Genomic DNA, 21,437 nt, shown 5'->3' with positions numbered 1-21,437 from the left:
GTGCGGCGGAGGAGACGCACGCATGACAACGGATGCCGCGGACGCGATCGTCGTCGGAGCGGGACTCGCGGGGCTGGTCGCCGCCTCCGAGCTCCTCGACGCCGGCAAGCGTGTCCTCATCGTCGAGCAGGAGCCCGAGGCGAGCTTCGGCGGGCAGGCGTGGTGGTCGTTCGGCGGCCTGTTCCTCGTCGATTCGCCCGAGCAGCGGCGCCTCGGGGTGAAGGACTCGCTCGAGCTCGCCCGGCAGGACTGGTTCGGCTCCGCCGGCTTCGACCGGCCCGAGGACCGCTGGCCGCGCGCGTGGGCCGAGGCGTACCTCGAGTTCGCCGCGGGTGAGAAGCGGGCATGGCTGCGTGAGCGCGGCATCCGCTTCTTCCCCGTCGTCGGCTGGGCCGAGCGCGGCGGCGATCGCGCGACGGCGCACGGCAACTCCGTGCCGCGGTTCCACATCACGTGGGGCACCGGGCCCGGCGTCCTCGAACCCTTCGTCCGCCGCGTGCTCGCGGGTGTCGCAACCGGTCGCGCCCGCATCGCCTTCCGGCACCGGGTCGACCGGCTCGAGGTCGAGGGCGGCGCGGTCGTCGGCGTGAGCGGCGCGGTCCTCGCCCCCGACACCGCTGAGCGCGGCGCCCCGAGCAACCGCGACGAGACGGGCGAGTTCTCGTTCCGCGCCGGCGCGGTGCTCGTCTCGAGCGGCGGCATCGGCGGCAACCACGACCTGGTCCGCGCGCAGTGGCCCGCCCGCATGGGGCGTGCGCCCGAGACGATGCTCTCCGGCGTTCCCGCGCACGTCGACGGACGGATGCTGGGGGTCGCCGAGACCGCCGGAGCCCACCTCATCAACGGCGACCGCATGTGGCACTACGTCGAGGGCATCCAGAACCACAGCCCGGTGTGGCCGCGCCACGGCATCCGCATCCTGCCGGGTCCCTCATCACTGTGGCTGGATGCCACCGGTCACCGCCTGCCCACCCCGCTGTTCCCGGGCTTCGACACGATCGGCACGCTCGAACACATCGTGCGGGGAGGCCACGACCACAGCTGGTTCGTGCTCAACCAGGCGATCCTGAAGAAGGAGTTCGCGCTGTCGGGCAGCGAGCAGAACCCCGACCTCACCGGGAAGGACGTGCGACTCCTCGCGCAGCGGCTGAAGGGTGACCGGGCGACGGCACCCGTCGAGGCGTTCAAGGAGCGCGGCGCGGACTTCATCGTCGCCGACACGGTTCCGCAGTTGCTCGAGCGGATGCGGGCGGCATCCGCTCTGCTCGACATCGATCGCGTGCGCCTCGAACTCGAGGGCCGCGACCGCGAGATGACGAATCCGTTCACGAAGGACGCGCAGGTCACCGCGGTCCGGCAGGCGCGACGCTACCGCGGCGACAAACTGCTGCGCGTCGCGACGCCGGGCCCGATCGCCGACCCGAAGAACGGACCGCTCATCGCGGTGAAGCTGCACGTCATCACGCGCAAGAGTCTCGGCGGCATCGAGACCGACCTGTCCGGCCGTGCGCTCGCCGCATCGGGGGAGCCGATCCCGGGCCTGTACGCCGCAGGTGAGGCGAGCGGCTTCGGCGGGGGCGGCGTGCACGGGTACCGTGCGCTCGAGGGCACCTTCCTCGGCGGCTGCATCTTCTCGGGACGCGTCGCCGGCCGCGCGATGGCCGCCGCCGTCTGATCCGCGCGCGTTCCCCTGTCGCAACACGCCGCACGGAGCCGCACTCTGTGACAGGCGAGCGGCGTCCTAGGCGACGGCGCCGGTCTGCGGCGGCTGGATCGGGGTGGAGCCGGTCAAAGGGAGCACGATCGACTCGGCGAGGGGGCGCGCCGCCTCGCGAAGCTGGTCGAGCGCGCTGCGGGTGCGTGCTTTCACCGTGGCCAGGGGAGTGCCCGTCATCTCGGCGATCTCGGGCTGGCTGTGGCCGCCGAAGTAGGAGAGCGAGACGACCTGTTCCTGCTCGTCGGGGAGCTTCCGAAGGGCCCGGTGATTGGCCGCGGTGCGATCCGGGGTGTGCGCCTCGGCGCCGGCGGGCCGCGCGTCGCGCAGGCTCTCGACGGCGTGCCGGTGGACGATGGCCAGGATCCAGGTGCGCGGGGACGTCCGGCGCGCCGAGTATCGTCGCGACTCGTTCCACACCGACACGAAGGCGCTCTGCAGCACCTGCTCGGCGAGATGTCGGTCATCGGTCACGCGCACGGCGACGGCGAACGCCGCCGCGGATGTCGCGTCGTAGAGACGCGTGAAAGAGGCGACGTGGCCGGATGCCGACCGGGCGATGAGTCGCGCCAGCGCGGCATCCGTCGCGGACGCGGGTGTTTCGGACATGACTGAATGGTGCGCTTCCGCGACCCCCGCAACGAGCGCTTGCCGCACGCTCGGGAGAGTGCTAGGAGATTCCATTCATGTGAATCGCTTCACGTGTCGTCAGCGCACCGCTGCCCCGAGCGTCGCCATCAGGCGCGCCACCTGCATCGCGAGGACCACGCGGTAGAGCGGTGCCATCACCCAGCCGAACGCACTCCGTCGACGGGAGTAGGTGCGCTCCCAGGAGTAGTCGATGTGCACCGTCGTCCCGCCGGCGGCGGGCTCCAGACGCAGGCCGATGCGTCGCGTGTTCGCCTTCGGTGCGTCGGGGTAGCGGAACGTCCACGTCACGAGGTGCGCCTCGGCATCCATCGTCCGCGAGATGGACAGGCGACGGAACGCCGGCTTCGCCTCGACGTCGTCGCGAGGCGCTCCGGCCCATCCGCCGTCGGGTGCCTCGCTCACGTGCCCGACCGACTCCTCCCACTCCGGCACTCGCTCGGGGTCGGACACGAGCGCCCAGGTCTCGTGGACGGGTGCGGCGACGAACGACGCGGCAGACCGGGCGAGCGGATGCCGCCGCCGCACCGTCGTCGCCGGCGGCAGCGCGCCGGCGGCATCGAGTCGCGCACGCAGATCGTCCACCGTCAGGTCCAGCCGGCGCAGCAGGGCCTCGATCGCACCGCTCGGCTCGTCGAGGAGTCGGCGCAGGATGCCGGAGCTCGTCCCGTCTCCCGGTGAGGTCAGCACCCGCTCTGCCACCGGAGACCACGCCCATCCGGCCGAGGGTCCGACCGCGATGGGGCCGGGCGAGAGGGCAGCCCCCGCTGCGCCGAGCGCGGCGAGGTGTGCGGCTTCCTCCGCGGCGACGGCCTCACGGACGGTCGTGATCGTCGCCCCCGCCGCTCGCAGGACCTGACCGGCATCCGCCTCGTCGAGGGTGAGGGCGAGGAACAGGTGCTCGACGCCGAGTTCGGTGCGGCCCGTGCGGGATGCCTCTTCCATTGCGTAGCGCGTGAGGCGATGCGCGTTCCCCAACGCCGTGGTCATCTTGCTCATGCTCTCCTCCGGGGGACCTCGATGGTCGGATCGATCCGCTTCGCATACTTCTTGTGCACGGCCTGGCGGGTGACGCCGAGCGCATCGGCGATGCCCTGCCACGACATGCCGCCGCGCAGGGCGGCCTCGACCTGCCGGAGTTCGAGAGTGTCGGCGAGGATGCGGAGCGATGCGACGGCGCGGAGTCCCGCGCGGGGGTCCGTCGTGTCGCTCGCGACCTCGATCGCGCTGGGAGTGTCCATGAAGCAACCTTGGTTGACAGAGCGACGAGTTGTCAACCTTCGTTGCTCGACATGGACACCGATGCCGCATCCGCGGCGATTCGTCAAGGCATAGGGATCGCTCATCCTGCGGTGGAAAAGTGACACCCATGACCGTTCCCACCATCACACTCAACGACGGACACACCATCCCCCAGCTGGGCTTCGGCGTCTTCCAGGTCGACCCGGCCGAGGCCGAGCGCATCGTCAGCGTCGCCCTCGAAGCCGGCTACCGCCACATCGACACCGCCGCCGTCTACGGAAACGAAGAGGGCGTCGGCCGTGCGATCGCGGCCTCCGGCATCCCCCGCGACGAACTGTTCATCACCACGAAGCTGTGGAACTCCGAGCAGGGCACCGACACCCCCCGCCCGGCGATCGAGGCGAGCCTTCAGAAGCTCGGACTCGACTACGTCGACCTGTACCTGATCCACTGGCCGCGTCCCGACAAGAACCGTTACGTCGAGACCTGGCAGCAGTTCGAGACCTTCCGGTCCGAGGGTCTGACGCGCTCGATCGGCGTCTCCAACTTCCACCAGCCGCACCTGGAGCGACTGTTCGACGAGACCGACACCGTGCCGGCCGTCAACCAGATCGAGCTGCACCCGGCGTTCGCGCAGCGCGAGCTCCGCGCGTTCCAGGAGCCCAAGGGCATCCACACCGAGTCGTGGGGCCCCCTCGGGCAGGGCAAGTACGACCTGTTCGGCGAGAAGGCCGTGGCGGATGCCGCCGAGGCCCACGGCGTGAGCCCAGCTCAGGTCGTCATCCGCTGGCACCTGCAGGAGGGCCTCATCGTCTTCCCCAAGTCCTCGACGCCCGAGCGCATCGCGACGAACTTCGACGTGTTCGGCTTCGAGCTGAGCGCTGACGAGGTCGCCGGTATCAACGCGCTCGACCGCGGCCAGCGTGTCGGTGCCGACCCGGACACCGCCACCTTCTGATCCATCCACGAGGGGAGGGCGCCGAGGAATCGGCGCCCTTTTCTTGTGCGACCCCCCTTTCGGCTCCCAGGGTGGGCTCGGTACAATCGATCGTCCTCGAATCGATTCGAAATCCCCCGAAGCCCCGAAAGCCCGCATGGCCACCTCTTTGACGACGGGCCGCCCCTGGCGCGTCATCCTCCTGTTCACCCTGCCGCTCATGATCGGCAACGTGGTGCAGCAGATGTACCACTTCGCCGACACGATCGTCGTGGGTCGGCTGCTCGGCGTCGACGCGCTCGCCGCCGTCGGCGCCACCGGGAGTCTGCTCTTCCTCCTGCTCGGCTTCGCGTGGGGACTGACCTCGGGTTTCGCCATCCCGACCGCGCAGGCCTACGGAGCGATGGATGCCGCGGGCGTCCGCCGGTCGGTCGCGACCGGCGCGTTCCTCAGCGGCATCACGACGATCCTCCTGACCGTCGGCGCCCCCCTCATCGCCGAGCCGGCACTCGTCGCGCTGCAGACTCCGCGCGAACTCCTCGCCGACGCGACGGTGTTCACCCAGATCAGCTTCCTCGGCGCCGGTGCGCTGATGTTCTTCAACTTCCTCTCCGCCGTCATCCGGGCCATCGGCGACTCGCGGACGCCCCTCATCTTCCTCATCGTCTCGTGCGGGCTGAACGTCGTGCTCGTCATCGCCGCCATCGCCTGGCTCGGCATGGGCGTCGCCGGAGCGGCCCTCGCGACGGTGATCGCGCAGGCGACGTCGGTGCTCCTGTGCCTCGAGTTCGTGCGCCGCCGCATCCCCGAACTGCACCTGCGCCGCGAGGACTGGCGCATCACCCGCGCCGACATCGTCGCGCACCTGCGCCTCGGCCTCCCCATGGGGTTCCAGGCGTCGATCATCGCGATCGGTGCGCTCACCGTGCAGGTCGCGCTCAACACACTAGGCGGCGAGGCGATCGCCGCCTACACCGCGGCATCCCGCGTCGACGGTCTCGCCGTCGCCCTCCTGCAGTCCATGTCGCTCGCCGTCTCGATGTACGTCGCGCAGAACTACGGCGCCGGTCGCCCCGACCGCATCCGCCGGGGCGTCGTGCAGGCGACGTGGATCGCGCTCGGCACGGCGGTGGCCCTCGGCATCCTGCTGATCTCCTTCGGCGGTCCCATCGTCCGGATCTTCGTCGGCGATGGCGCGGACGAGGTCATCCATCTGGCCGTCTCGATGCTCGTGATCAACGGCCTGAGCTACACGGCCCTCGGCGTGCTGTTCGTCACACGCGGTGCGCTGCAGGGACTCGGCAACGCCGTCATCCCGACGGTCACGGGCGTCGTGGAGCTCATCGCGCGCGCGGCCGCGGCAATCCTGCTCGGGTCGCTGTTCGGCTTCATCGGCGTCGCATGGTCGAACCCGCTCGCCTGGATCTCGGCCGCCGTCATCCTCATCCCGTCGTACATCCGCGCGCACAAGACGCTCGCGACAATGCCGATGGCGCCCATGACGATCACCCCGACGACCCCGATCGCGGTCATCGGCCCGGTCGACGGATCCATGACGGTCGAGACGGTCGTCACGCAGCCGGTGCCGCTGCCGCAGCATCCGTCCCGCATGCGTCAGGCGCTCCGGCGTCGCCCCCGCGCTCCGCGTCGGCTCTCGCGCAAGCGCTGACCCCGCGGCGCCTCGCGCGGGTGCCGGCGCCGAGGTCCCACTCCGGACGGGTACGGGCCCGCCATTCCCGGCCCGATCGGGACCTCGATCGGGCCCCAGGCCGCGGCCTGCGCGTCAGGAGGTCGCGCCGTCCTCCAGACGCGCCCGTGCGCGGTCGTGGCGGCGGCCGATCTCGACCAGTCCGGTCGCGGCCCCCAGGCCCATCGGGGGAGTGTCGACGTAGATCGACTCCGCGGCCGCGACCCGGTAGGTCTCGTGCCACACGCCGATCGCGCCCGGGTGCTTCCGCGCGTTGCGGTTGAAGCTCGTCCACGCGGGGCGGTGCGCCTGCTCGGGCGCCGACGCGTAGGCGTAGAGCTTCTCAAGCGACGACCAGTACTGCACGAGGTACGGCCCGCGGCGTCCGAGGAGCATCGTCGAACCGAGCAGGCCTGACTCGGGGTCGCTGAACAGCTCGCCGAGCATCTTCGGCATGCTGGCGGACACCGGCATCCACACGTCGGGACGCCACCACTTCTTGATCGTCATACCGATGTGGAAGACGACGAGTTCGCCGTCGTACGAGTGGGTCATGCGGGCCATGTCGACGCCTTTCGATAGTGTCGCTATCTAGAATGGATAGCGGTACTATCGATGTCAAGGGGGAATCGATGCGGATCTCAGAACTCTCCGCCGAGACGGGCGTCCCGGTCGCGACGATCAAGTACTACCTGCGCGAGAAGCTGCTCCCCGAAGGTGAGCGGACCTCTCCGACGCAGGCCGTGTACGGCCCTGCACACGTTGAAAGGCTGCGGCTGATCCGCGCGCTCGTCGACTCCGGCGTCGGGATCGCCGCCTCGCGACAGGTCATCGCCGCGCTCGACGATCCGCCCGCCAACCCGAACCATCTCCTGGGAATGGCGCATGCCGCCGTCTCGCCGCCGGCGCTCGACGATCTCGATCTGTCGGCGGCCGAAGCGCTGATCTCGCGGTGGGGATGGAACCCCGACGCCTGCGGTCCGCAGCAACTCGCCGGCGTCGCCCGTGCTCTCGACACCCTCGATCGGGCCGGCTTCACCGTGCCCGAGGCCACCATGGACGCCTACCTCGCCGGCATCCGTCGGATGGTCGACGCGGAGATCGACGCGATCCCCACGACGTCGACCGACGCGGCAGTGCGGTACGTCGTGCTGGGGACGGTGCTCGTCGAACCGCTCCTCCTCGCTCTCCGTCGCGTCGCCGAGGAGTTCGTCTCGGGCGACCGGTACGGCGACGCGGTTTCCTGAGATAAACCTGGGGGTGCACAATCGGGGGATGACGACCGTCTTCCCCGCGTTGACCGAGACCCCCGACCCGCAGTTCGTCATGGTCGGCGACGGGTACCGGATCGCGACCTACGAGTGGGGACCGGCGGATGCCCCGACGGTGCTCCTCGTGCACGGGTTCGCCTCGAGCGCGCGTGACAACTGGGTCAACACGGGCTGGGTGCGCGACCTGCTGCGTGCCGGATACCGTGTGCTCGCCGTCGACCAGCGCGGTCACGGCGCCAGCGACAAGCCGCACGAGTCGCGGGCCTACGCGCTCCGGACGATGGTCACCGACGTCGAGGCGGTGCTCGACACCTACCTCGTCGACGAAGCGCTCTACGTGGGCTACTCGCTCGGCGCCCGCGTCGGGTGGGAGGTCGCCCGCGACCTGGAGCCCCGCATCCCGCGCGTCGTCCTCGGCGGCGTCCCCGACGGCGTTCCGCTCGGACGACTCGACCTCGACCAGGTTCAGGCGTACGTCGATGAGGGCGCGCCGGTGACGGATGCCGTGACCCTGAACTACATCACCCTCACCGAGCGCGTGCCCGGCAACGACCTGCGCGCCCTGCTCGCGATCGCCCGCGGCATGCGCGCGACCGGCACGGTCGACCCCGACCCGGGCAACGCTCCCGCCCAGCCGGTGCTCTTCGCGACGGGGACGAAGGACGGCATCATCGAGGGCTCCCGCACGCTCGCGGCGGCGACCCCGCAGGGCCGGTTCGTCGAGATCCCCGACCGCCACCACTTCAACGCGCCCGGCTCCCGCGCCTTCCGCGAGGCGGCGCTGGCCTTCCTCGCCGAATAGGCGCGGCATCCGTCGAGGTCCCGTTCCGGCCGGGAATCGCCGGGGCATACGCGGCCCAATCGGGACCTCGCGGCGGACTACGCTCGCGTCATGACAGACCTCTCGTCGTGGGGCGTAGCCTCCGACTCGCCGACCGCGGCGCACTACCGCACGTTCGGCTCCGTCGAGGCCCGCGGCTCGTCCGACACATATGAGGACTGGGCCCTCGGAGTCGCGGACGACGCCGAGATGCTCGCGCTGATCGACGAGCTGCCGCGTGCGAAGCGGCAGGCGAACCTCGTTTTCGCGGCGATGCGCGTCGCCGGTGTGCCGGTCGCGTCGTGGCGCGATGCCCGCGGCGCGGCGATCGCGCGCTGGCCGCGCATCCGCGACATCGCACTCACCCACGCGACCCAGACGAACGAAGCCGCGCGCTGCGCCGTGCTGCTGCCGCAGCTCGCGCGCATCCCCGGTCCGCTCGCGCTGCTCGAGGTCGGTGCCTCCGCCGGGCTCTGCCTGTATCCCGATCGCTACGCATACCGCTACACCTCCGCCGACGGCACCGTCACGACGCTCGACCCGACGGAACCGTCCGGCGTCGCGATCGACTGCGACCTCTCGGATGCCGAGCCCCCGATGCGCCTGCCCGAGGTCGTCTGGCGCGGGGGCATCGATCTCAACCCGCTCGATCCCGCCGACCCCGACACGCTCGCCTGGCTCGACGCCCTCGTGTGGCCGGAGCACGAGGACCGGCGCGCCCGCCTCCGTGCCGCCATGGCGGTCGCGGCATCCGATCCCGCACCGATCCGCGCCGGCGATCTCAACGACCTGATCGCGGATGCCGCGGCATCCGCCCCCGTCGACGCGACCCTCGTGGTCTTCCACACCGCCGTGCTCGCCTACCTGAGTCCCGAGGATCGCGAGCGCTTCCGCCGCACGATGGCCGACACGGATGCCGTCTGGCTCTCGAACGAGGGGCTCGGCGTGTTCCCGGAGTTCGAGCGGATCGTCCCGCCGGGGGAGCGGCACCGATTCGTCCTCGCCGTGGACGGCGAGCCCGTCGCCCTCACTCACCCCCACGGCCGCAGCTACCGCGGCCTCTGATCGCGCTCCGGGGACGCCACGCGCCGCTTCGGCGGCATTCCCGCGACACCACGCGTCCCCGGAACCGACCCCCTCGCCCCGCACCCCCGCACCTGGCAACATCGGCAGAAGACACCGAGAGGATCGACCATGGCAGGCAAGACCAGTGACGGCGCCGGCTTCAGCGACGCCGAGAAGGCCGCGATGAAGCAGCGCGCCGAGGAGCTCAAGGCGATGAAGGGACTCAAGGGTCTCGCGAAGATCGAGAAGGAGAACCAGGCCTGCCTCGACGCGATCGAGGCGCTCGAGGGCACCGACCGCATCGTCGCCGAGCGACTGCACGTCGTCGTCCTCGAGGAGGCGCCGCACCTCAACCCGAAGACGTTCTATGGCTTCCCGGCCTACGCGAAGGACGGCAAGGTCGTCGTCTTCTGGCAGCCGGCATCCAAGTTCACCACCCGCTACGGCACGGTCAGCTTCGACGAGACCGCGCAGCTCGACGACGGTCCCATGTGGCCGGTCTCGTTCGCGGTGATCGAGATGACGGATGCCGTCGAGCAGCGCATCCGCGAGATGGTCAGGACCGCGGCACCGCGAGACTGACGATCCGGTCGTCGCCCTCCCGCGGGGACCCGCGTCCGTCGGTGTTGTTCGTCAGGACGAACACGGTGCCGTCCGGGCCGACGGTCACGTCACGGAGCCGGCCGTAGTCGGCGCTGAGCTCGGTGGACGTCGACGGGTCCGCCACGGGGACGGCGCGCAGCACGCGCCCGCGCAGGTTGGCGATGAGTATCGTGTCGTTCACGATGGCGATGCCGCTGGGGCTGGCGGCATCCGTCGGCCAGGTCTGGACGGGATCGATGTACCCATCCGCCTCGCCGCCGGTGCCCTCGACGGAGGGCCAGCCGTAGTTGCCGCCCGGCTCGATGACGTTGAGCTCGTCGCGGTAGTTGCGACCGAATTCGCTCGCGAACATCGTCCCGTCCTCGGCCCACGCGAAGCCCTGCACGTTGCGGTGTCCCAGGCTGTAGACCGCTGACGGCGGGTCGGGATTGTCCGACGGGATGCCGCCGTCCGGGGCGATCCGCAGGATCTTGCCCGCCAGCGAGCCCGGGTCCTGCGAGGCCGGTTCGTCGCTCGTGTCGCCGTTCGCGATGTAGAGCATGCCGTCGGGACCGAACGCGATACGACCGCCGTTGTGGTGTGTGCCGGCCGGCATCCCGTCGATGACGGCCGCCGGCTCGCCGAGACCGTACGAGCCGGGGGTCCCGGTCAGCGGGTACTTCTCGACGCGGTTGCCGCTGCGGGCGGTCGAGTAGACGTACAGCGCGTCGCCGTCGGTCGCGAGGCCCAGGAGTCCGCCTTCGTCGCTGTGCACGACGCCCTCGATGGTGTCGACGACGCGCGTGGTCCCGTCGAGGGATACCTCGAGGATGCGGGCGGTGTCCCGCTCGCTGACGAACACGATGTCGCCGACCACCGCCATCGACCAGGGAGCGTCGAGCCCGCTCGCGACGGTGCGGGGCGTCACCGGTACGGGCGTCGGTGTCGCGGTGGGGGTCGGGCGCGGGCTCGCGCTCGGCGTCGAGGAGGGTGTCGGGGATGCGGCGTCGGGCTCTTCCGCCGGAGCACACGCGCTGAAAAGCAGGGCGGCGGCGACACCGACCCCGGCGACGGACGAGGAGGTGCGGCGGCGCGACGACATGCGCCCAGTCAACCGCATCGGGCCCCGCGGAGAGCGGACCCAGGTGAACGACCTAAACTGGGGGCATCCCGTTCCTGTCTGTGAGAACCACGCCTGTGTCTGACGTCGCCCCCCGCACCTTCGAGGTGCGCCACCTGCAGATGGGGCGCGCCCTCTTCGCGGCTCTCGCGGCGATCATGATCACGTTCTCGGTCGACCATTCCGCGCCGGTCGGGATGTCGGTGTTCAGCGGGTTCGCGATCGCAACCGCGCTGATCCTCCTGCTCTCGGCCTGGCTCGTCTTCCGCGCCGGCGAGCGTTGGCAGGCGGTGCTCCTCGGCTCCCTGACCCTCGTCGCCGGGATGGTCGCCTCGTTCCCGGTGCTCCGCACGGTCGACGGCTTCTTCACGACCGTCCTCGTCTGGGCGCTCGTGACGGGGGCGGCCGAACTCGTCATCGGCATCCTCGGACGCCGTCGCGGCGACGCCGCCGCGCGCGAGGCGGTGTTCGTCGGCAGCCTCACGGTGCTCCTCGGCGTCGCACTGCTGTTCGTCCAACGGGACTACCTGCTCGAGTACTACATAGCCCAGGCCCGACAGTCGTTCAGCCTCACCGGCATCACGATCGGCGTGGGTGTCCTGGGCGGCTACGCGGCGATCGTCGCCGTGTACCTGGGAATCGCGGCGTTCTCACCCCGCCCCGACGCGGCGGCCGCCGTCGAGACGGCCGACACGGATGCCGCTGGAGGCCGCGCATGAGCGAGAAGAACCCCACCCGTCGTGATCTGATGCGTCCGGTGCAGCTGCTCGGATTCGCCCTGCTGGCGGCGGTGTTCGCCGGTGTCGTCACCCTCGTCTCGATGGGCGTGCTGCAGGATCAGCGGCCGGGGAGCGACGTCGACCAGCACCTGCGTGCGTGGGCTGTCGCCGGCATCGTCACGGGCATCACCTTCATCGCGACGCTCGTGATCATGGCGCTGTCGCTGCTCGCCGTCGACCCCGCGCAGATGGCCAAGCCGGTCGAGCGGGGACTGCTGCTCGACGCCGAGGACGAGTCGACGCCCGGTGAGGGCGACGCGGGTCGCCGTCCGGCCCCGCCCTCCGGGCACTGACCCGGGCTTCGGCCTGCGCGGTGCGCCGGCCAGCGCTGCGGCATCCGCTGGGCTCGGTTGTCGCGTTCAGTCGCGTCAAAGTGCGGTCTCGTGCGCGCTGAACCCGCCTTTCGGCGCGACTGAACGGTAGGGCCGGCGTTCAGCCGCGTCAAAGTGCGACTTCGCGCGCGCTAAACCCGCCATTCGGCGCGAGCGGATGCCGGGGCCACGCGCCCCCGCCCCGCCCCCGCGCGTCAGCGCAGCAGGTCGACGAGCCGGTCAGCGAGGCCCGCGTAGCCGGCGGGCGTCAGGGCGAGCAGGCGCTGCTTCGCGGCATCCCCGATGTCGAGCCCGTTCACGAACTCGGCGAGCTCCGGAGCGCCGACGCGGCGGCCGCGGGTGAGGTCCTTCAGCAGCGCGTACGGGTCGGTGATCTGCGAGCGACCGGCGACGATCTCGGCGCGGACGACGGTCTGGATCGCCTCGGCGAGCACTTCCCAGTTCGCGTCGAGGTCCGCGAGCAGCACGTGGCGCGACAGCGAGATCTCGGTGAGGCCGCGCTGCAGGTTGTCGAGCGCGAGCAGCGAGTGCCCGAACGCGACGCCGATGTTGCGCTGCGTCGTCGAGTCGGTGAGGTCGCGCTGCTGACGTGAGGTCACGAGCGTCGACGCGAGCGTCCCGAACAGGCCGCCGGCGATCTCGAGGTTCGCTTCGGCGTTCTCGAAACGGATCGGGTTGATCTTGTGCGGCATCGTCGACGACCCGGTCGCCCCCGCGACGGGGATCTGGGCGAAGAAGCCCATCGAGATGTAGGTCCACACGTCGGTGGCGAGATTGTGCAGGATGCCGCCCGCGTGCCGCACGCGGTCGTAGAGCTCGACCTGCCAGTCGTGCGACTCGATCTGCGTCGTCAGCTCGTTGAAGCCGATGCCGAGACCCTCGATGAAGCCGCGCGACAGGGCGGGCCAGTCGACGTCGGGCTCGGCGGCGAGGTGCGCCGACCACGTGCCGGTCGCGCCGGAGAACTTCGCGAGGTACTCGCCCTGCGAGATCTGGGCGGCGACGCGCTGCAGGCGCCAGGCGAAGACGGCGAGCTCCTTGCCCATGGTCGAGGGCGTCGCCGGCTGACCGTGCGTGCGCGACAGCATGACGGCATCCCGGTGCTCTTCGGCCAGCTGCGTCAGCAACTCGACCACGGCATGGAGCTTCGGCAGCCACACGCGCTCGACGGCGCGCTGGACGGTGAGGGCGTACGAGGCGGAGTTGATGTCCTCGCTGGTGCAGGCGAAGTGCGTGAGCTCGGCGATCGCGTCGAGTCCGAGGGTCGAGAGGCGGTCGCGGACGAGGTACTCGATCGCCTTGACGTCGTGGCGGGTGACCGCTTCCTTCTCGGCGAGCCAGCCGATCTCGTCGGCGCCGAAGTCGCGGTAGAGGGCGCGGAGCGACTCCTTCTGCGCGTCCGTCAACGCGGACGAACCGAACAGTCCGCGATCGGTGAGCGTGATGATCCACTCGACCTCGACCTCGACGCGGGCCCGGTTCAGGCCGGCTTCGGAGAGGTACTCGGTCAGGGGAGCGACGGCGGGGGCGTAGCGTCCGTCGAGGGGGCTCAGCGACATCGAGGGCAGGGAGGACACGCGACTCCGTTCGGTGGGGGGTGCGCTCACCGGCGAAGCGCGGGTTCGAGCTGCCGGAACAGAGCCCGGCTCGCGCTCTCGATCATACCGAGCACCTCGTCGAACATCGTGGGGCCGCCGTAGTACGGGTCCGGGACGTCGAGCGCACCGTCCGCGCGCGCGTCGAAGTTCAGCAGGAGTGCGAGCTTGTCGACGTCAGCGGGGCTCCGTGCCCACTCCGACAGGATCCGTTCGTGCGAGCGGTCGAGCGCGATCACCAGGTCGTTGCGGTCGAAATCCTCACGCGAGAACTGCTTCGCCCGGTGGCGGGTGCCGTCGTAGCCGCGCCGCTCGAGCGCATCGAGGGTGCGGCTGTCCGCGCGCTCCCCGACGTGCCATTCGCCCGTGCCGGCGCTCGTCGAGACGACGCGGTCGCCGAGTCCCGCCTGATCGGCGAACCACCGGAAGACGACCTCCGCCATGGGGGAGCGGCAGATGTTCCCGGTGCACACGAAAACCACGCGAAAAGCATCATCGGGCGCGGGCACCACTCCATTGTGCTGATCGAAGCGCCTTCTGCACAGACCGGGGGGTTCCTGAGGCATCCACCGGGCTTCGTCAGGGTCGCTCGCAGACGGATGCCGCGGGCCACCCTCGACGCATGTCCGATGTCGTCGCGCCCTACCCGTACCTCTGGGGCACCCCTCTCGAGGAGCGTCTCGCCACCTTCGATCAGGCCCTGGCCCTCCTGCGGCAGGCTGACGGGGAGGCACTTCGCCTGCTCGCGGGCGTACGCGGTCTTGCGCACCTCGTGGATTGGAGTGCGGATGCCGCCGATGCATTCCGCGCAGCGGTGTCGGCCTGGGAGAGCGAGCTGGTGCAACTGACCGCCGCCATCCAGGCCGTGATCGACCAGACCTGTCTCGACCGGCGTGTGGCGGAGGCGGCGGGCTGATGGGCGATCTCGAGATCCGCAGCGGGCGGGTCGTCGCGGTGGACACCGAGACGCTCCGACATGCGGCCGCGCGAGCCGACCTGGCCGTGGCCGATGCGGAGACGCTCGGCACGACGCTGCGACAGGCGGACCAACTGCTCGACATCACCGTGACCGGTGTGATGGTCGGCCACCCCGTGACGATCGCTCAGACGGTGACCGAGCAGGGGCGGATGCTGGTGACCGCGCTGCGCGACACCGCAACGGCCTACGAGCTCGTCGAGCTGCAGGCGCGTCACGCTGCCGCGGCGGCAGGGGACGCCGCGGATCGTCGTGACGCGGTGCTTCTCGCCCGCCGGATCGAGCAGCTCGAGGCATCCTCTCCCGCGGCCGCAGCGCTCGCGGAGCAGGCGGTCGCCGATGCTCCGAACCCCTTCGCGACGGTCGCGCGCGAGCTGTTCTGGCCGAGCCTCCTCCTCGGCACGGCCGGCGCCGGCGCCATGGGTCTCTACGGCGCGGGCGCGCTCGCGATCCGCGCTGCGGGGAAGGGGGCGATCCCCGACGGCAGCAGACTCGTGGGAACGCCGAGGACGCCGACCGTCTCGCTGATCACGGTCGCGAAGGGCACGGCGCCCGAGTCGATGTCTGCCGTCGCCCGCCGGCAGCCGTCGACGGAGCGGCCGGGGGACATCCGCGTCGAGCGGTACACGATGCCCGGCGGACGTCGGCGGTTCGCTCTCTACGTCTCGGGGACGCGCACCAAGGGCGACGTCGGCACCTTCGGCATGGGGACGAACGTGCCGCTGTACCTCGGTGCCGCGTCGTCGTCCTACGAGTCCGTCCGGATCGCGCTCGAGAAGGCGGGCGCGAAGCCGGGCGACTCGGTGATGGTCAGCGGGCATTCGCAGGGCGCGATGATCGCCAGCCGTGTCGCGCTCGAGGAGGAGTACGAGGTGCCGATGCTGGTGGGATTCGGCAATCCGGTGCAGGCGGACGTCGGCGCCGACACCCTGCAGGTCGACGTCCGCCACAGCGACGATCTTGTGCCCCTCCTGGCTGCCGGAGGGCATGACGGATCGATCGGCGCTCAGGGCAGCATGGTCGTCGAGCGGGACGTCAGTCCTTGGCCGGGTCTCGACTCCCACCAGATGGATGCCTACACCGAGACCGCCGAGATGCTCGACGCATCCTCCGACCCGCGGGTGGATGCCGTCCGGCAGCGTCTCGCCGAGTTAGGGCAGGCCGAATCGGTCGAGGTGTTCGTCTACGACACCGAGGAGGGTGTCACGCCTTCGTCTGCGGACGCAGGATGATCCCGAAGACGAAGTTGATGATCGAGATGATGAGGGCGGCGACGACGCCGAGCCAGAAGGACTCGACCGTGAGGCCCCAGCCCCACCACTCGGTGAACCATCCGGTCAGCCAGAACAGGAAGCCGTTGATCACGAGGGAGATGAGACCCAGGGTCAGGATGTAGAGCGGGAAGGCGAGGATCTTCAGCACCGTCCCGATCACGGTGTTCACGATCGCGAACACGGCCGCCACGGCGAGGAGCGACAGCACGAGCTGCAGCGTCTCGCCGGGGGCGAACGGGGTGACCTCGACGCGCAGCGGCTCGATGAGGGTGACGACCCAGATCGCGAATGCGTTGATCACGACGCGGATGATGAAGCGCATGCTCGCAGTCTCCCACGCGCGCCGCCACGCCGCTCGTAGACTCGTCGCGTGACCGACATCCCCATCCGGGTTCGCCCTGAGATCGCCGCCCTCCCTTCGTACAAGCAGGGCAAGCAGGCCGGCGCCACCGCCTACAAGCTCTCCAGCAACGAGAACCCGTTCGATCCCCTGCCCGGCGTCGTCGACGCGGTGCGGGGTGCGGTCGCGTTCAACCGCTACCCCGATGCGCTCGCCGGCCGGCTCCGAGCCCGGCTCGCCGAGCGGTTCGGCGTGAGTGACGACCGCATCCACATCGCCGCGGGCTCCGTGTCGATCCTGTACCAGCTCGCTCAGGCCGCGGCATCCGTCGGCGACGAGATCGTCCTGCCGTGGCGCTCCTTCGAGGCGTACCCCGGCATCGTGACGGTCACGGGTGCGACCCCCGTCATGGTGCCGCTGAATGACGACGCCGCCGTCGACCTTCCCGCGCTCGCGGCGGCCGTCACCGACCGCACCCGCGCCGTTTTCGTCTGCACGCCCAATAACCCCACCGGTGCCGTCGTGACCCAGGCCGACTTCGACGCGTTCGTCGCGGCCGTCCCCTCGGATGTGCTGATCGTCCTCGACGAGGCGTACGTCGAGTTCGTGACGGATGCCGCAGCGGTCAAGGGCGAGCAGGTCATCGCCGCCGGGCATGACAACGTCGTGATCCTCCGCACCTTCTCGAAGGCCTACGGGCTCGCGGGTCTGCGCATCGGCTACGCCGTCGGGCACCCCCGCATCCTCGATGTCGCCCGCAGCGCCGGCATCCCCCTATCCGTCACGGCGCAGGCCGAAGCGGCGGCTCTCGCGAGCCTCGATGCCGAGGACGAGCTGCGTGAGCGGGTCGCCGTCGTCGCCGAGCGGCGCGACCGCTTGGTCACGCGGCTGCGCGAGATCGGCTGGGACGTCCCGACCGCGCAGGGCAACTTCGTCTGGTTGCCCGCGGGGGAGCGCTCGCTCGAGGTCGCAGCGGCGTTCGAAGCCGCCGATCTCGTCGTCCGGCCGTTCGCCGGCGACGGCGTCCGTGTGTCGGTGGGCGAGGACGAGTCGATCGATCGCGTGGTCGAGGTCGCGGCATCCGTCCGTCCCTGACCGGGCCCTGAGACGACGACGTCCCCGGAGCCCTGAATCGGGCATTCCGGGGACGCGTCGTGTCGGGGTCTGTGTCGTGTCTGTGTCTGGCGGTTCGGGCGACGTCTCGCGTCCCCGGAACCCGTCGCGGCTCAGCGCGAGGACTTCTCCTTCTGCTTGCGCACGAACAGAGTCTCGGTCTGCTCGAGCTCCATGCCCTTCGTCTCGGGCACGCGCCAGGCGACGTACACGAACGACAGGGCCGCGAACAGCGCGTACATGCCATAGGTGAGCGGCAGCGACCAGCCCGACATCGCCGGGAACGACACCGTGATGAGGAAGTTCGCGATCCACTGTGCGGCGGCCGCGACACCGAGCGCCTTGCCACGGATTCGGCTGGGGAAGATCTCGCCGAGCAGCACCCAGACGAGCGGGCCCCACGACGCGCCGAAGCCGACGACGAACAGGTTCGCGGCGACGAGGGCGATCGGACCCCACGCGCCGGGCAGCGAGACCTCGCCGTCCACGGTCACCGCGAAGGCGAACGCCAGTGCCATCGTCGCGAGCGACAGGGTCATGAGCACCGAACCGGTCAGCAGGATCGGCTTGCGGCCGACGCGGTCGACCAGCCAGATGGCGATGAGCGTGACGACGACGTTCGTGATCGAGGTGATGACGCTGATGGTCAGCGAGTTGCTCTCGTCGAAGCCGACCGCCTTCCAGAGCGTCGTCGAGTAGTAGAAGATCACGTTGATGCCGACGAACTGCTGGAACGTCGACAGGATGATGCCGACCCAGACGATGCCTTGGAGCCCCAGGACCGGGCCACGCAGCGACGCGCTCTTGCTCTTGCGGTCCTGCTCGATCGCCGAGCGGATCTCGTTGACGGACTTGTCGAGGTCGGCCTGGGGGACCAAGCGCGAGAAGACCTCTCGGGCTTCGTCGTTGCGGCCCTTGGCGAGAAGGAAGCGCGGCGATTCCGGCATCGTGAAGGCGAGGATGCCGTACACGGCCGCCGGGATGACGCCGACGAGGAACATCCAGCGCCAGGCCTCGAGCCCGAGCCACAGCTGCTCCGCGGCGCCGCCGGCACTGTTGGCGAGGACGGCATCCGACAGGAGGGCGGCGAAGATGCCGAGGGTGATCGCGAGCTGCTGCAGCGACGCGAGGCTGCCGCGGATCTGCCGTGGCGCGATCTCGGCGATGTAGGCGGGGGCGACGACCGAGGCGATGCCGATGCCGATGCCGCCGATGACGCGCCACACGATGAGGTCGGGCACGCTGAAGGTCAGACCCGAGCCGATCGACGAGACGAGGAACATGACGGCGCCCAGCATCATCGTCTTGAGGCGGCCCCAGCGGTCCGACAGGTTTCCGGCGATGATGGCGCCGACGGCACACCCGAGCAGGGCGACGGCGACGACGAATCCCGTCAGCACCTTGTCGAGCTCGAAGTTGCCCTCGATCGCATCGACGGCACCGTTGATGACGGACGAGTCGAAACCGAAGAGGAACCCACCGACCGCCGCGGCTATCGACAGCCCGATCGCTCGTCGCCCGTAGGGGCTTTTGATCGAGAAGGCGTCTGCGGGAATCGTGCCGGTAGTGCTCATGAGGGACGAGGTTACCCCCGCTCCCACGAGCCGAGGGTGGACTTGCGCGAGCGCGAGAATCCGGTAATGGATGCCTGTCGGCCCGCGCGTTCTCGTCGTCCGGGTGCCGGATGGGGGTGTGTCACGATGCTCGCATGGGGATCCCGGTCACTGACGAGCTTCGCGCGTTGCGCGCCCGCGCCTACGGGCCGGCCGCCGACATCCATCTCGATCCCGCGGCCATGCGGCGCTTGGAGGAACTCGAGGAGGCAGGGCGGCGCTCGCCCGCGGTCGAGCTTCCGGTAGCGACTCCCGCTGACGTGGCCGTCGCTGACGAGGATGCCGCCGCATCACCGAGCGCCGCTGATGTCGCTCCGCCTGCACCCGAGCTGCCCTTCTGGCGCCGTCCGCGCGTTCGGACCGCGAAGTGGGCTGTGGGCCTGGTCGTCGCCGCGCTACTCGGTGCGGGCCTCACATACTCCGTGGTCGCGATCACACCGGTCTCGACGTCGTCGGGTGCCGAGCAGATCGCGACCCTCACGCCGAGTACGACACTGCGGATCCCGCCCGGCTACTTCGGGTGGGAGGATGGCGGATCTGCATTCGAGTACGCGGGGCTCACCATCCTCCAGACGTCGAACAGCTTCATCGCCGCTGGCGTCGGCGACGCGCCGTGCATACAGGTTCTGGAGACCCGGCTGGTCCCCGATCCGCAGGAATTCGACGAAGCGGGTGGCTGGTCGTACGACGGCAACCTCTGGGGCGGCTGTTCTGTCGGTGCCTTCCCCGCGTCGGCGGCTGTGCCCCTCTCCGGCGAGGGCGCCCCCAAGGTGGACCTGCCCGACGGCCGCGCTCTCCAGTTCGTCCTCGAGGGGGATCGCGTCGGCGTCTTCCTTGACCGGGGCTGACCCCGGCGACTGGTCAGGACGACAGGCGGCGGTAGGCGTCCCCGAGCCAGCGGTCGTAGGCCGCCCAGGGCTCCCCGATCCGGCTGCGCACGTCGGCGATGTGCGTCGCCAGGTCGCCGGTCAGCGTGAACCACTCGCCTCCCTCGCGGAGGTCGGCGAACTCCACGTGCCGCTGATGCTCGACGTGGCGGTCACCCGGTTCGAACGCGAGCAGCTCGTCGTGCATGATCGCGGCGAGGCGGCGTCGCGGCGTCGCGGACGTCCCGATCTTCACCCGGTCGCGGAACCGCAGGTAGTAGACGACGTCCATGCGCGGTCGGGGAAGGTCCGCGTCGGGGGCGTCGCCCAGTCGCCAGCCGCAACGATCGCAGAGCCAGGCGTCTTCGAGACGATCGCCGGTGACGCCTCCGCACACGCGGCACGGGTGGGGAAGGGATGCGGGCACGCGCCCATCCTCGCTGCGACCGCCGACACCCGTTCGTCCGGCGGGAGGGTCCCGGGTCGGAGTCGAGGGGGGAGATCGACTCGACGAACCGGGCCCCCGGATGCGTCACTGCGACGTGCAGAAACGCGATCCCGCGCGGACACCCGGGGCTGGGTTGTCGGCGACGATACGCGCACGCACGCCGGGGCGGAACCCCCTCATTGACGAACCCGGCTGGAGAGGGGCGTCCCCCTGACCCCAGCCGGGTCGTGTCGCTGTAGCGTGGCCCGCACGCGGGAACGCCTGGAATCCCCCAGAAACCAGTCCGGGTGCGGGCTAACCAGCTCCCCAACTGTTGGTCTACAGCAGGACGAATATAGAACCTCGCGAGGAGTGATTTGTCCCCCTTTCGGGGGACAAGCGAGATGTGCTAAAAACTTCTCCCCACTCCCGCGAGGCAGCCAGGATGGAGGGATGTCCACCCTCATCGTCGTCGCACACCCCGATCCGGCCTCCCTCACCCACCACGTCGCGAAGAGTCTCGCGGCGACGCTCCCCACGGGCGACGTAGAGGTCGCCGATCTCGCCGCGGAGGGCTTCGACCCGCGATTCTCCCCCGCCGACCGGCACTCGTACGCCGTCGCGGGCGAGTACCCGGACGACGTGGCAGCCGAGATCGCGAGGATCGAGCGCGCGGACCACATCGTCCTCGTCTTCCCCGTGTTCTGGTGGTCGATGCCCGCCCTCCTGAAGGGCTGGATCGATCGCGTGTTCGTCAACGGCTGGGCATTCGGCGTCGGTGAGGGCGGCGGCATCCGTCCCGGACTCGGACGTCTGACCGCGCACCTGGTTCCCCTCGCGGGGTCGGATGCGGCGCTCTACGAACGGCGCGGGTACGACGTCTCGTTCTCGACGCAGATCGCGACCGGCATCTTCGACTACTGCGGCATTCGGCGCGGACTCACCGAGTTCCTGTACGAAGCGGATGCCGGTGTCGCGGCATCCGACATCGACACGGCTGTCGAGCGCATCACGGCTGCCATCCGCGGCTGAGAGC

General features: G+C 70.2%; 24 protein-coding genes. 14 read left to right on the top strand and 10 right to left on the bottom strand.

The features are described 5' to 3' along the window. Window positions 1-22: 22 nt before the first annotated feature. Complete coding sequence (locus MRBLMI1x_RS02130; RefSeq protein ID WP_363455543.1) at window positions 23-1,675, top strand: FAD-binding dehydrogenase; 1,653 nt, start codon at window positions 23-25, stop codon at window positions 1,673-1,675. Between the two features lie 66 nt (window positions 1,676-1,741). Here the strand turns inward: MRBLMI1x_RS02130 and MRBLMI1x_RS02125 are convergent, their stop codons facing one another. The 3 genes from MRBLMI1x_RS02125 to MRBLMI1x_RS02115 all read right to left on the bottom strand — a co-directional run bounded on the left by MRBLMI1x_RS02125 (window position 1,742) and on the right by MRBLMI1x_RS02115 (window position 3,603). After that, the gene (locus MRBLMI1x_RS02125) at window positions 1,742-2,323 is read right to left on the bottom strand and encodes an RNA polymerase sigma factor (RefSeq protein ID WP_363455540.1); all 582 of its coding nucleotides are present in this window, start codon (window positions 2,321-2,323) and stop codon (window positions 1,742-1,744) included. 99 nt (window positions 2,324-2,422) lie between these two features. Next, window positions 2,423-3,361, bottom strand: coding sequence for an SRPBCC family protein (locus MRBLMI1x_RS02120; RefSeq protein WP_363455537.1), 939 nt, complete (start codon window positions 3,359-3,361; stop codon window positions 2,423-2,425). Then, complete coding sequence (locus tag MRBLMI1x_RS02115; protein ID WP_018187697.1) at window positions 3,358-3,603, bottom strand: hypothetical protein; 246 nt, start codon at window positions 3,601-3,603, stop codon at window positions 3,358-3,360. Before MRBLMI1x_RS02115 ends, MRBLMI1x_RS02120 begins: the two co-directional genes overlap by 4 nt. Window positions 3,604-3,731: 128 nt before the next feature. Here MRBLMI1x_RS02115 and MRBLMI1x_RS02110 point away from each other — a divergent pair, with 128 nt between their 5' ends. After that, window positions 3,732-4,562 carry an aldo/keto reductase gene (locus MRBLMI1x_RS02110; RefSeq protein ID WP_363455532.1) on the top strand — a complete coding sequence of 277 codons (831 nt, stop codon included), beginning with the start codon at window positions 3,732-3,734 and terminating at the stop codon, window positions 4,560-4,562. A 136-nt stretch (window positions 4,563-4,698) separates the two neighbouring features. Continuing rightward, on the top strand, window positions 4,699-6,210 hold the full coding sequence (locus MRBLMI1x_RS02105) for an MATE family efflux transporter (protein ID WP_363455529.1): 1,512 nt from the start codon (window positions 4,699-4,701) through the stop codon (window positions 6,208-6,210). A 114-nt stretch (window positions 6,211-6,324) separates the two neighbouring features. On the opposite strand, the gene MRBLMI1x_RS02100 is transcribed toward MRBLMI1x_RS02105, so the two are convergent. After that, window positions 6,325-6,792, bottom strand: coding sequence for a DUF4188 domain-containing protein (locus tag MRBLMI1x_RS02100; protein WP_018187694.1), 468 nt, complete (start codon window positions 6,790-6,792; stop codon window positions 6,325-6,327). Between the two features lie 68 nt (window positions 6,793-6,860). Between MRBLMI1x_RS02100 and MRBLMI1x_RS02095 the strand changes: the two genes are divergently transcribed. The 4 genes from MRBLMI1x_RS02095 (at window position 6,861) to MRBLMI1x_RS02080 (ending at window position 9,966) form a co-directional block, all read left to right on the top strand. Further along, complete coding sequence (locus tag MRBLMI1x_RS02095; RefSeq protein ID WP_336125268.1) at window positions 6,861-7,475, top strand: MerR family transcriptional regulator; 615 nt, start codon at window positions 6,861-6,863, stop codon at window positions 7,473-7,475. Between the two features lie 28 nt (window positions 7,476-7,503). Beyond that, a complete protein-coding gene (locus MRBLMI1x_RS02090; protein WP_116227733.1) occupies window positions 7,504-8,301 on the top strand; it encodes an alpha/beta fold hydrolase in 798 nt (265 codons plus the stop codon). Window positions 8,302-8,391: 90 nt separating this feature from the next. After that, complete coding sequence (locus tag MRBLMI1x_RS02085; protein WP_363455523.1) at window positions 8,392-9,384, top strand: DUF2332 domain-containing protein; 993 nt, start codon at window positions 8,392-8,394, stop codon at window positions 9,382-9,384. A 129-nt stretch (window positions 9,385-9,513) separates the two neighbouring features. Further along, window positions 9,514-9,966 carry a hypothetical protein gene (locus MRBLMI1x_RS02080; protein WP_363455520.1) on the top strand — a complete coding sequence of 151 codons (453 nt, stop codon included), beginning with the start codon at window positions 9,514-9,516 and terminating at the stop codon, window positions 9,964-9,966. Here MRBLMI1x_RS02080 and MRBLMI1x_RS02075 read toward each other — a convergent pair. Then, a complete protein-coding gene (locus tag MRBLMI1x_RS02075) occupies window positions 9,941-11,068 on the bottom strand; it encodes a PQQ-dependent sugar dehydrogenase (protein ID WP_363455518.1) in 1,128 nt (375 codons plus the stop codon). The two genes, MRBLMI1x_RS02080 and MRBLMI1x_RS02075, sit on opposite strands and share 26 nt — an antisense overlap. Before the next feature lie 95 nt (window positions 11,069-11,163). Between MRBLMI1x_RS02075 and MRBLMI1x_RS02070 the strand changes: the two genes are divergently transcribed. Next, the gene (locus MRBLMI1x_RS02070) at window positions 11,164-11,805 is read left to right on the top strand and encodes an acyl-CoA synthetase (RefSeq protein WP_116227729.1); all 642 of its coding nucleotides are present in this window, start codon (window positions 11,164-11,166) and stop codon (window positions 11,803-11,805) included. Next, entirely contained in the window at window positions 11,802-12,158 is a 357-nt protein-coding gene (locus tag MRBLMI1x_RS02065) for a hypothetical protein (protein WP_116227728.1), read from the top strand. The genes MRBLMI1x_RS02070 and MRBLMI1x_RS02065 overlap by 4 nt, the downstream gene beginning before the upstream one ends. Window positions 12,159-12,391: 233 nt before the next feature. Here the strand turns inward: MRBLMI1x_RS02065 and purB are convergent, their stop codons facing one another. Together purB and MRBLMI1x_RS02055 are read right to left on the bottom strand one after the other, a co-directional pair. Beyond that, window positions 12,392-13,774: an adenylosuccinate lyase gene (gene purB / locus MRBLMI1x_RS02060; RefSeq protein WP_363455514.1), complete on the bottom strand. Its 1,383-nt coding sequence runs from the start codon at window positions 13,772-13,774 to the stop codon at window positions 12,392-12,394. Window positions 13,775-13,800: 26 nt separating this feature from the next. Then, the gene (locus MRBLMI1x_RS02055) at window positions 13,801-14,274 is read right to left on the bottom strand and encodes a low molecular weight protein-tyrosine-phosphatase (protein ID WP_018187685.1); all 474 of its coding nucleotides are present in this window, start codon (window positions 14,272-14,274) and stop codon (window positions 13,801-13,803) included. Window positions 14,275-14,414: 140 nt separating this feature from the next. On the opposite strand from MRBLMI1x_RS02055, the gene MRBLMI1x_RS02050 reads away from it, so the two are divergent. Then, a complete protein-coding gene (locus MRBLMI1x_RS02050; protein ID WP_363455511.1) occupies window positions 14,415-14,708 on the top strand; it encodes a hypothetical protein in 294 nt (97 codons plus the stop codon). Continuing rightward, entirely contained in the window at window positions 14,708-16,000 is a 1,293-nt protein-coding gene (locus MRBLMI1x_RS02045; protein WP_363455508.1) for a hypothetical protein, read from the top strand. Before MRBLMI1x_RS02050 ends, MRBLMI1x_RS02045 begins: the two co-directional genes overlap by 1 nt. On the opposite strand, the gene MRBLMI1x_RS02040 is transcribed toward MRBLMI1x_RS02045, so the two are convergent. Beyond that, the gene (locus MRBLMI1x_RS02040; RefSeq protein ID WP_018187682.1) at window positions 15,972-16,364 is read right to left on the bottom strand and encodes a phage holin family protein; all 393 of its coding nucleotides are present in this window, start codon (window positions 16,362-16,364) and stop codon (window positions 15,972-15,974) included. The genes MRBLMI1x_RS02045 and MRBLMI1x_RS02040 overlap by 29 nt on opposite strands. 48 nt (window positions 16,365-16,412) lie before the next feature. Between MRBLMI1x_RS02040 and MRBLMI1x_RS02035 the strand changes: the two genes are divergently transcribed. Continuing rightward, window positions 16,413-17,477 carry a histidinol-phosphate transaminase gene (locus MRBLMI1x_RS02035; protein WP_018187681.1) on the top strand — a complete coding sequence of 355 codons (1,065 nt, stop codon included), beginning with the start codon at window positions 16,413-16,415 and terminating at the stop codon, window positions 17,475-17,477. 131 nt (window positions 17,478-17,608) lie between these two features. Here the strand turns inward: MRBLMI1x_RS02035 and MRBLMI1x_RS02030 are convergent, their stop codons facing one another. Further along, window positions 17,609-19,069 carry a sugar porter family MFS transporter gene (locus tag MRBLMI1x_RS02030; RefSeq protein WP_018187680.1) on the bottom strand — a complete coding sequence of 487 codons (1,461 nt, stop codon included), beginning with the start codon at window positions 19,067-19,069 and terminating at the stop codon, window positions 17,609-17,611. Window positions 19,070-19,203: 134 nt separating this feature from the next. On the opposite strand from MRBLMI1x_RS02030, the gene MRBLMI1x_RS02025 reads away from it, so the two are divergent. Continuing rightward, complete coding sequence (locus MRBLMI1x_RS02025) at window positions 19,204-19,956, top strand: hypothetical protein (protein ID WP_363455504.1); 753 nt, start codon at window positions 19,204-19,206, stop codon at window positions 19,954-19,956. A 13-nt stretch (window positions 19,957-19,969) separates the two neighbouring features. Here MRBLMI1x_RS02025 and MRBLMI1x_RS02020 read toward each other — a convergent pair whose 3' ends face one another. Continuing rightward, window positions 19,970-20,401, bottom strand: coding sequence for a GIY-YIG nuclease family protein (locus MRBLMI1x_RS02020; protein ID WP_363455501.1), 432 nt, complete (start codon window positions 20,399-20,401; stop codon window positions 19,970-19,972). A 453-nt stretch (window positions 20,402-20,854) separates the two neighbouring features. On the opposite strand from MRBLMI1x_RS02020, the gene MRBLMI1x_RS02015 reads away from it, so the two are divergent. Then, the gene (locus MRBLMI1x_RS02015; protein ID WP_363455498.1) at window positions 20,855-21,433 is read left to right on the top strand and encodes an NAD(P)H-dependent oxidoreductase; all 579 of its coding nucleotides are present in this window, start codon (window positions 20,855-20,857) and stop codon (window positions 21,431-21,433) included. The last annotated feature ends 4 nt before the right edge of the window (window positions 21,434-21,437 follow it).

It is taken from the genome of Microbacterium sp. LMI1x-1-1.1 (assembly GCF_040676205.1).
Taxonomy (GTDB): Bacteria; Actinomycetota; Actinomycetes; order Actinomycetales; family Microbacteriaceae; genus Microbacterium; species Microbacterium aquilitoris.
Note: the sequence above shows the minus strand (reverse complement) of the source record. Positions and strands in the feature narration are given on the sequence as shown.

Coding starts and splice junctions, on each gene's coding strand:
- MRBLMI1x_RS02130 (WP_363455543.1), top strand. CDS start 23: ATGACAACGGATGCCGCGGACGCGATCGTCGTCGGAGCGGGACTCGCG.
- MRBLMI1x_RS02125 (WP_363455540.1), bottom strand. CDS start 2,323: ATGTCCGAAACACCCGCGTCCGCGACGGATGCCGCGCTGGCGCGACTC.
- MRBLMI1x_RS02120 (WP_363455537.1), bottom strand. CDS start 3,361: ATGAGCAAGATGACCACGGCGTTGGGGAACGCGCATCGCCTCACGCGC.
- MRBLMI1x_RS02115 (WP_018187697.1), bottom strand. CDS start 3,603: ATGGACACTCCCAGCGCGATCGAGGTCGCGAGCGACACGACGGACCCC.
- MRBLMI1x_RS02110 (WP_363455532.1), top strand. CDS start 3,732: ATGACCGTTCCCACCATCACACTCAACGACGGACACACCATCCCCCAG.
- MRBLMI1x_RS02105 (WP_363455529.1), top strand. CDS start 4,699: ATGGCCACCTCTTTGACGACGGGCCGCCCCTGGCGCGTCATCCTCCTG.
- MRBLMI1x_RS02100 (WP_018187694.1), bottom strand. CDS start 6,792: ATGGCCCGCATGACCCACTCGTACGACGGCGAACTCGTCGTCTTCCAC.
- MRBLMI1x_RS02095 (WP_336125268.1), top strand. CDS start 6,861: ATGCGGATCTCAGAACTCTCCGCCGAGACGGGCGTCCCGGTCGCGACG.
- MRBLMI1x_RS02090 (WP_116227733.1), top strand. CDS start 7,504: ATGACGACCGTCTTCCCCGCGTTGACCGAGACCCCCGACCCGCAGTTC.
- MRBLMI1x_RS02085 (WP_363455523.1), top strand. CDS start 8,392: ATGACAGACCTCTCGTCGTGGGGCGTAGCCTCCGACTCGCCGACCGCG.
- MRBLMI1x_RS02080 (WP_363455520.1), top strand. CDS start 9,514: ATGGCAGGCAAGACCAGTGACGGCGCCGGCTTCAGCGACGCCGAGAAG.
- MRBLMI1x_RS02075 (WP_363455518.1), bottom strand. CDS start 11,068: ATGTCGTCGCGCCGCCGCACCTCCTCGTCCGTCGCCGGGGTCGGTGTC.
- MRBLMI1x_RS02065 (WP_116227728.1), top strand. CDS start 11,802: ATGAGCGAGAAGAACCCCACCCGTCGTGATCTGATGCGTCCGGTGCAG.
- MRBLMI1x_RS02050 (WP_363455511.1), top strand. CDS start 14,415: ATGTCCGATGTCGTCGCGCCCTACCCGTACCTCTGGGGCACCCCTCTC.
- MRBLMI1x_RS02045 (WP_363455508.1), top strand. CDS start 14,708: ATGGGCGATCTCGAGATCCGCAGCGGGCGGGTCGTCGCGGTGGACACC.
- MRBLMI1x_RS02040 (WP_018187682.1), bottom strand. CDS start 16,364: ATGCGCTTCATCATCCGCGTCGTGATCAACGCATTCGCGATCTGGGTC.
- MRBLMI1x_RS02030 (WP_018187680.1), bottom strand. CDS start 19,069: ATGAGCACTACCGGCACGATTCCCGCAGACGCCTTCTCGATCAAAAGC.
- MRBLMI1x_RS02025 (WP_363455504.1), top strand. CDS start 19,204: ATGGGGATCCCGGTCACTGACGAGCTTCGCGCGTTGCGCGCCCGCGCC.
- MRBLMI1x_RS02015 (WP_363455498.1), top strand. CDS start 20,855: ATGTCCACCCTCATCGTCGTCGCACACCCCGATCCGGCCTCCCTCACC.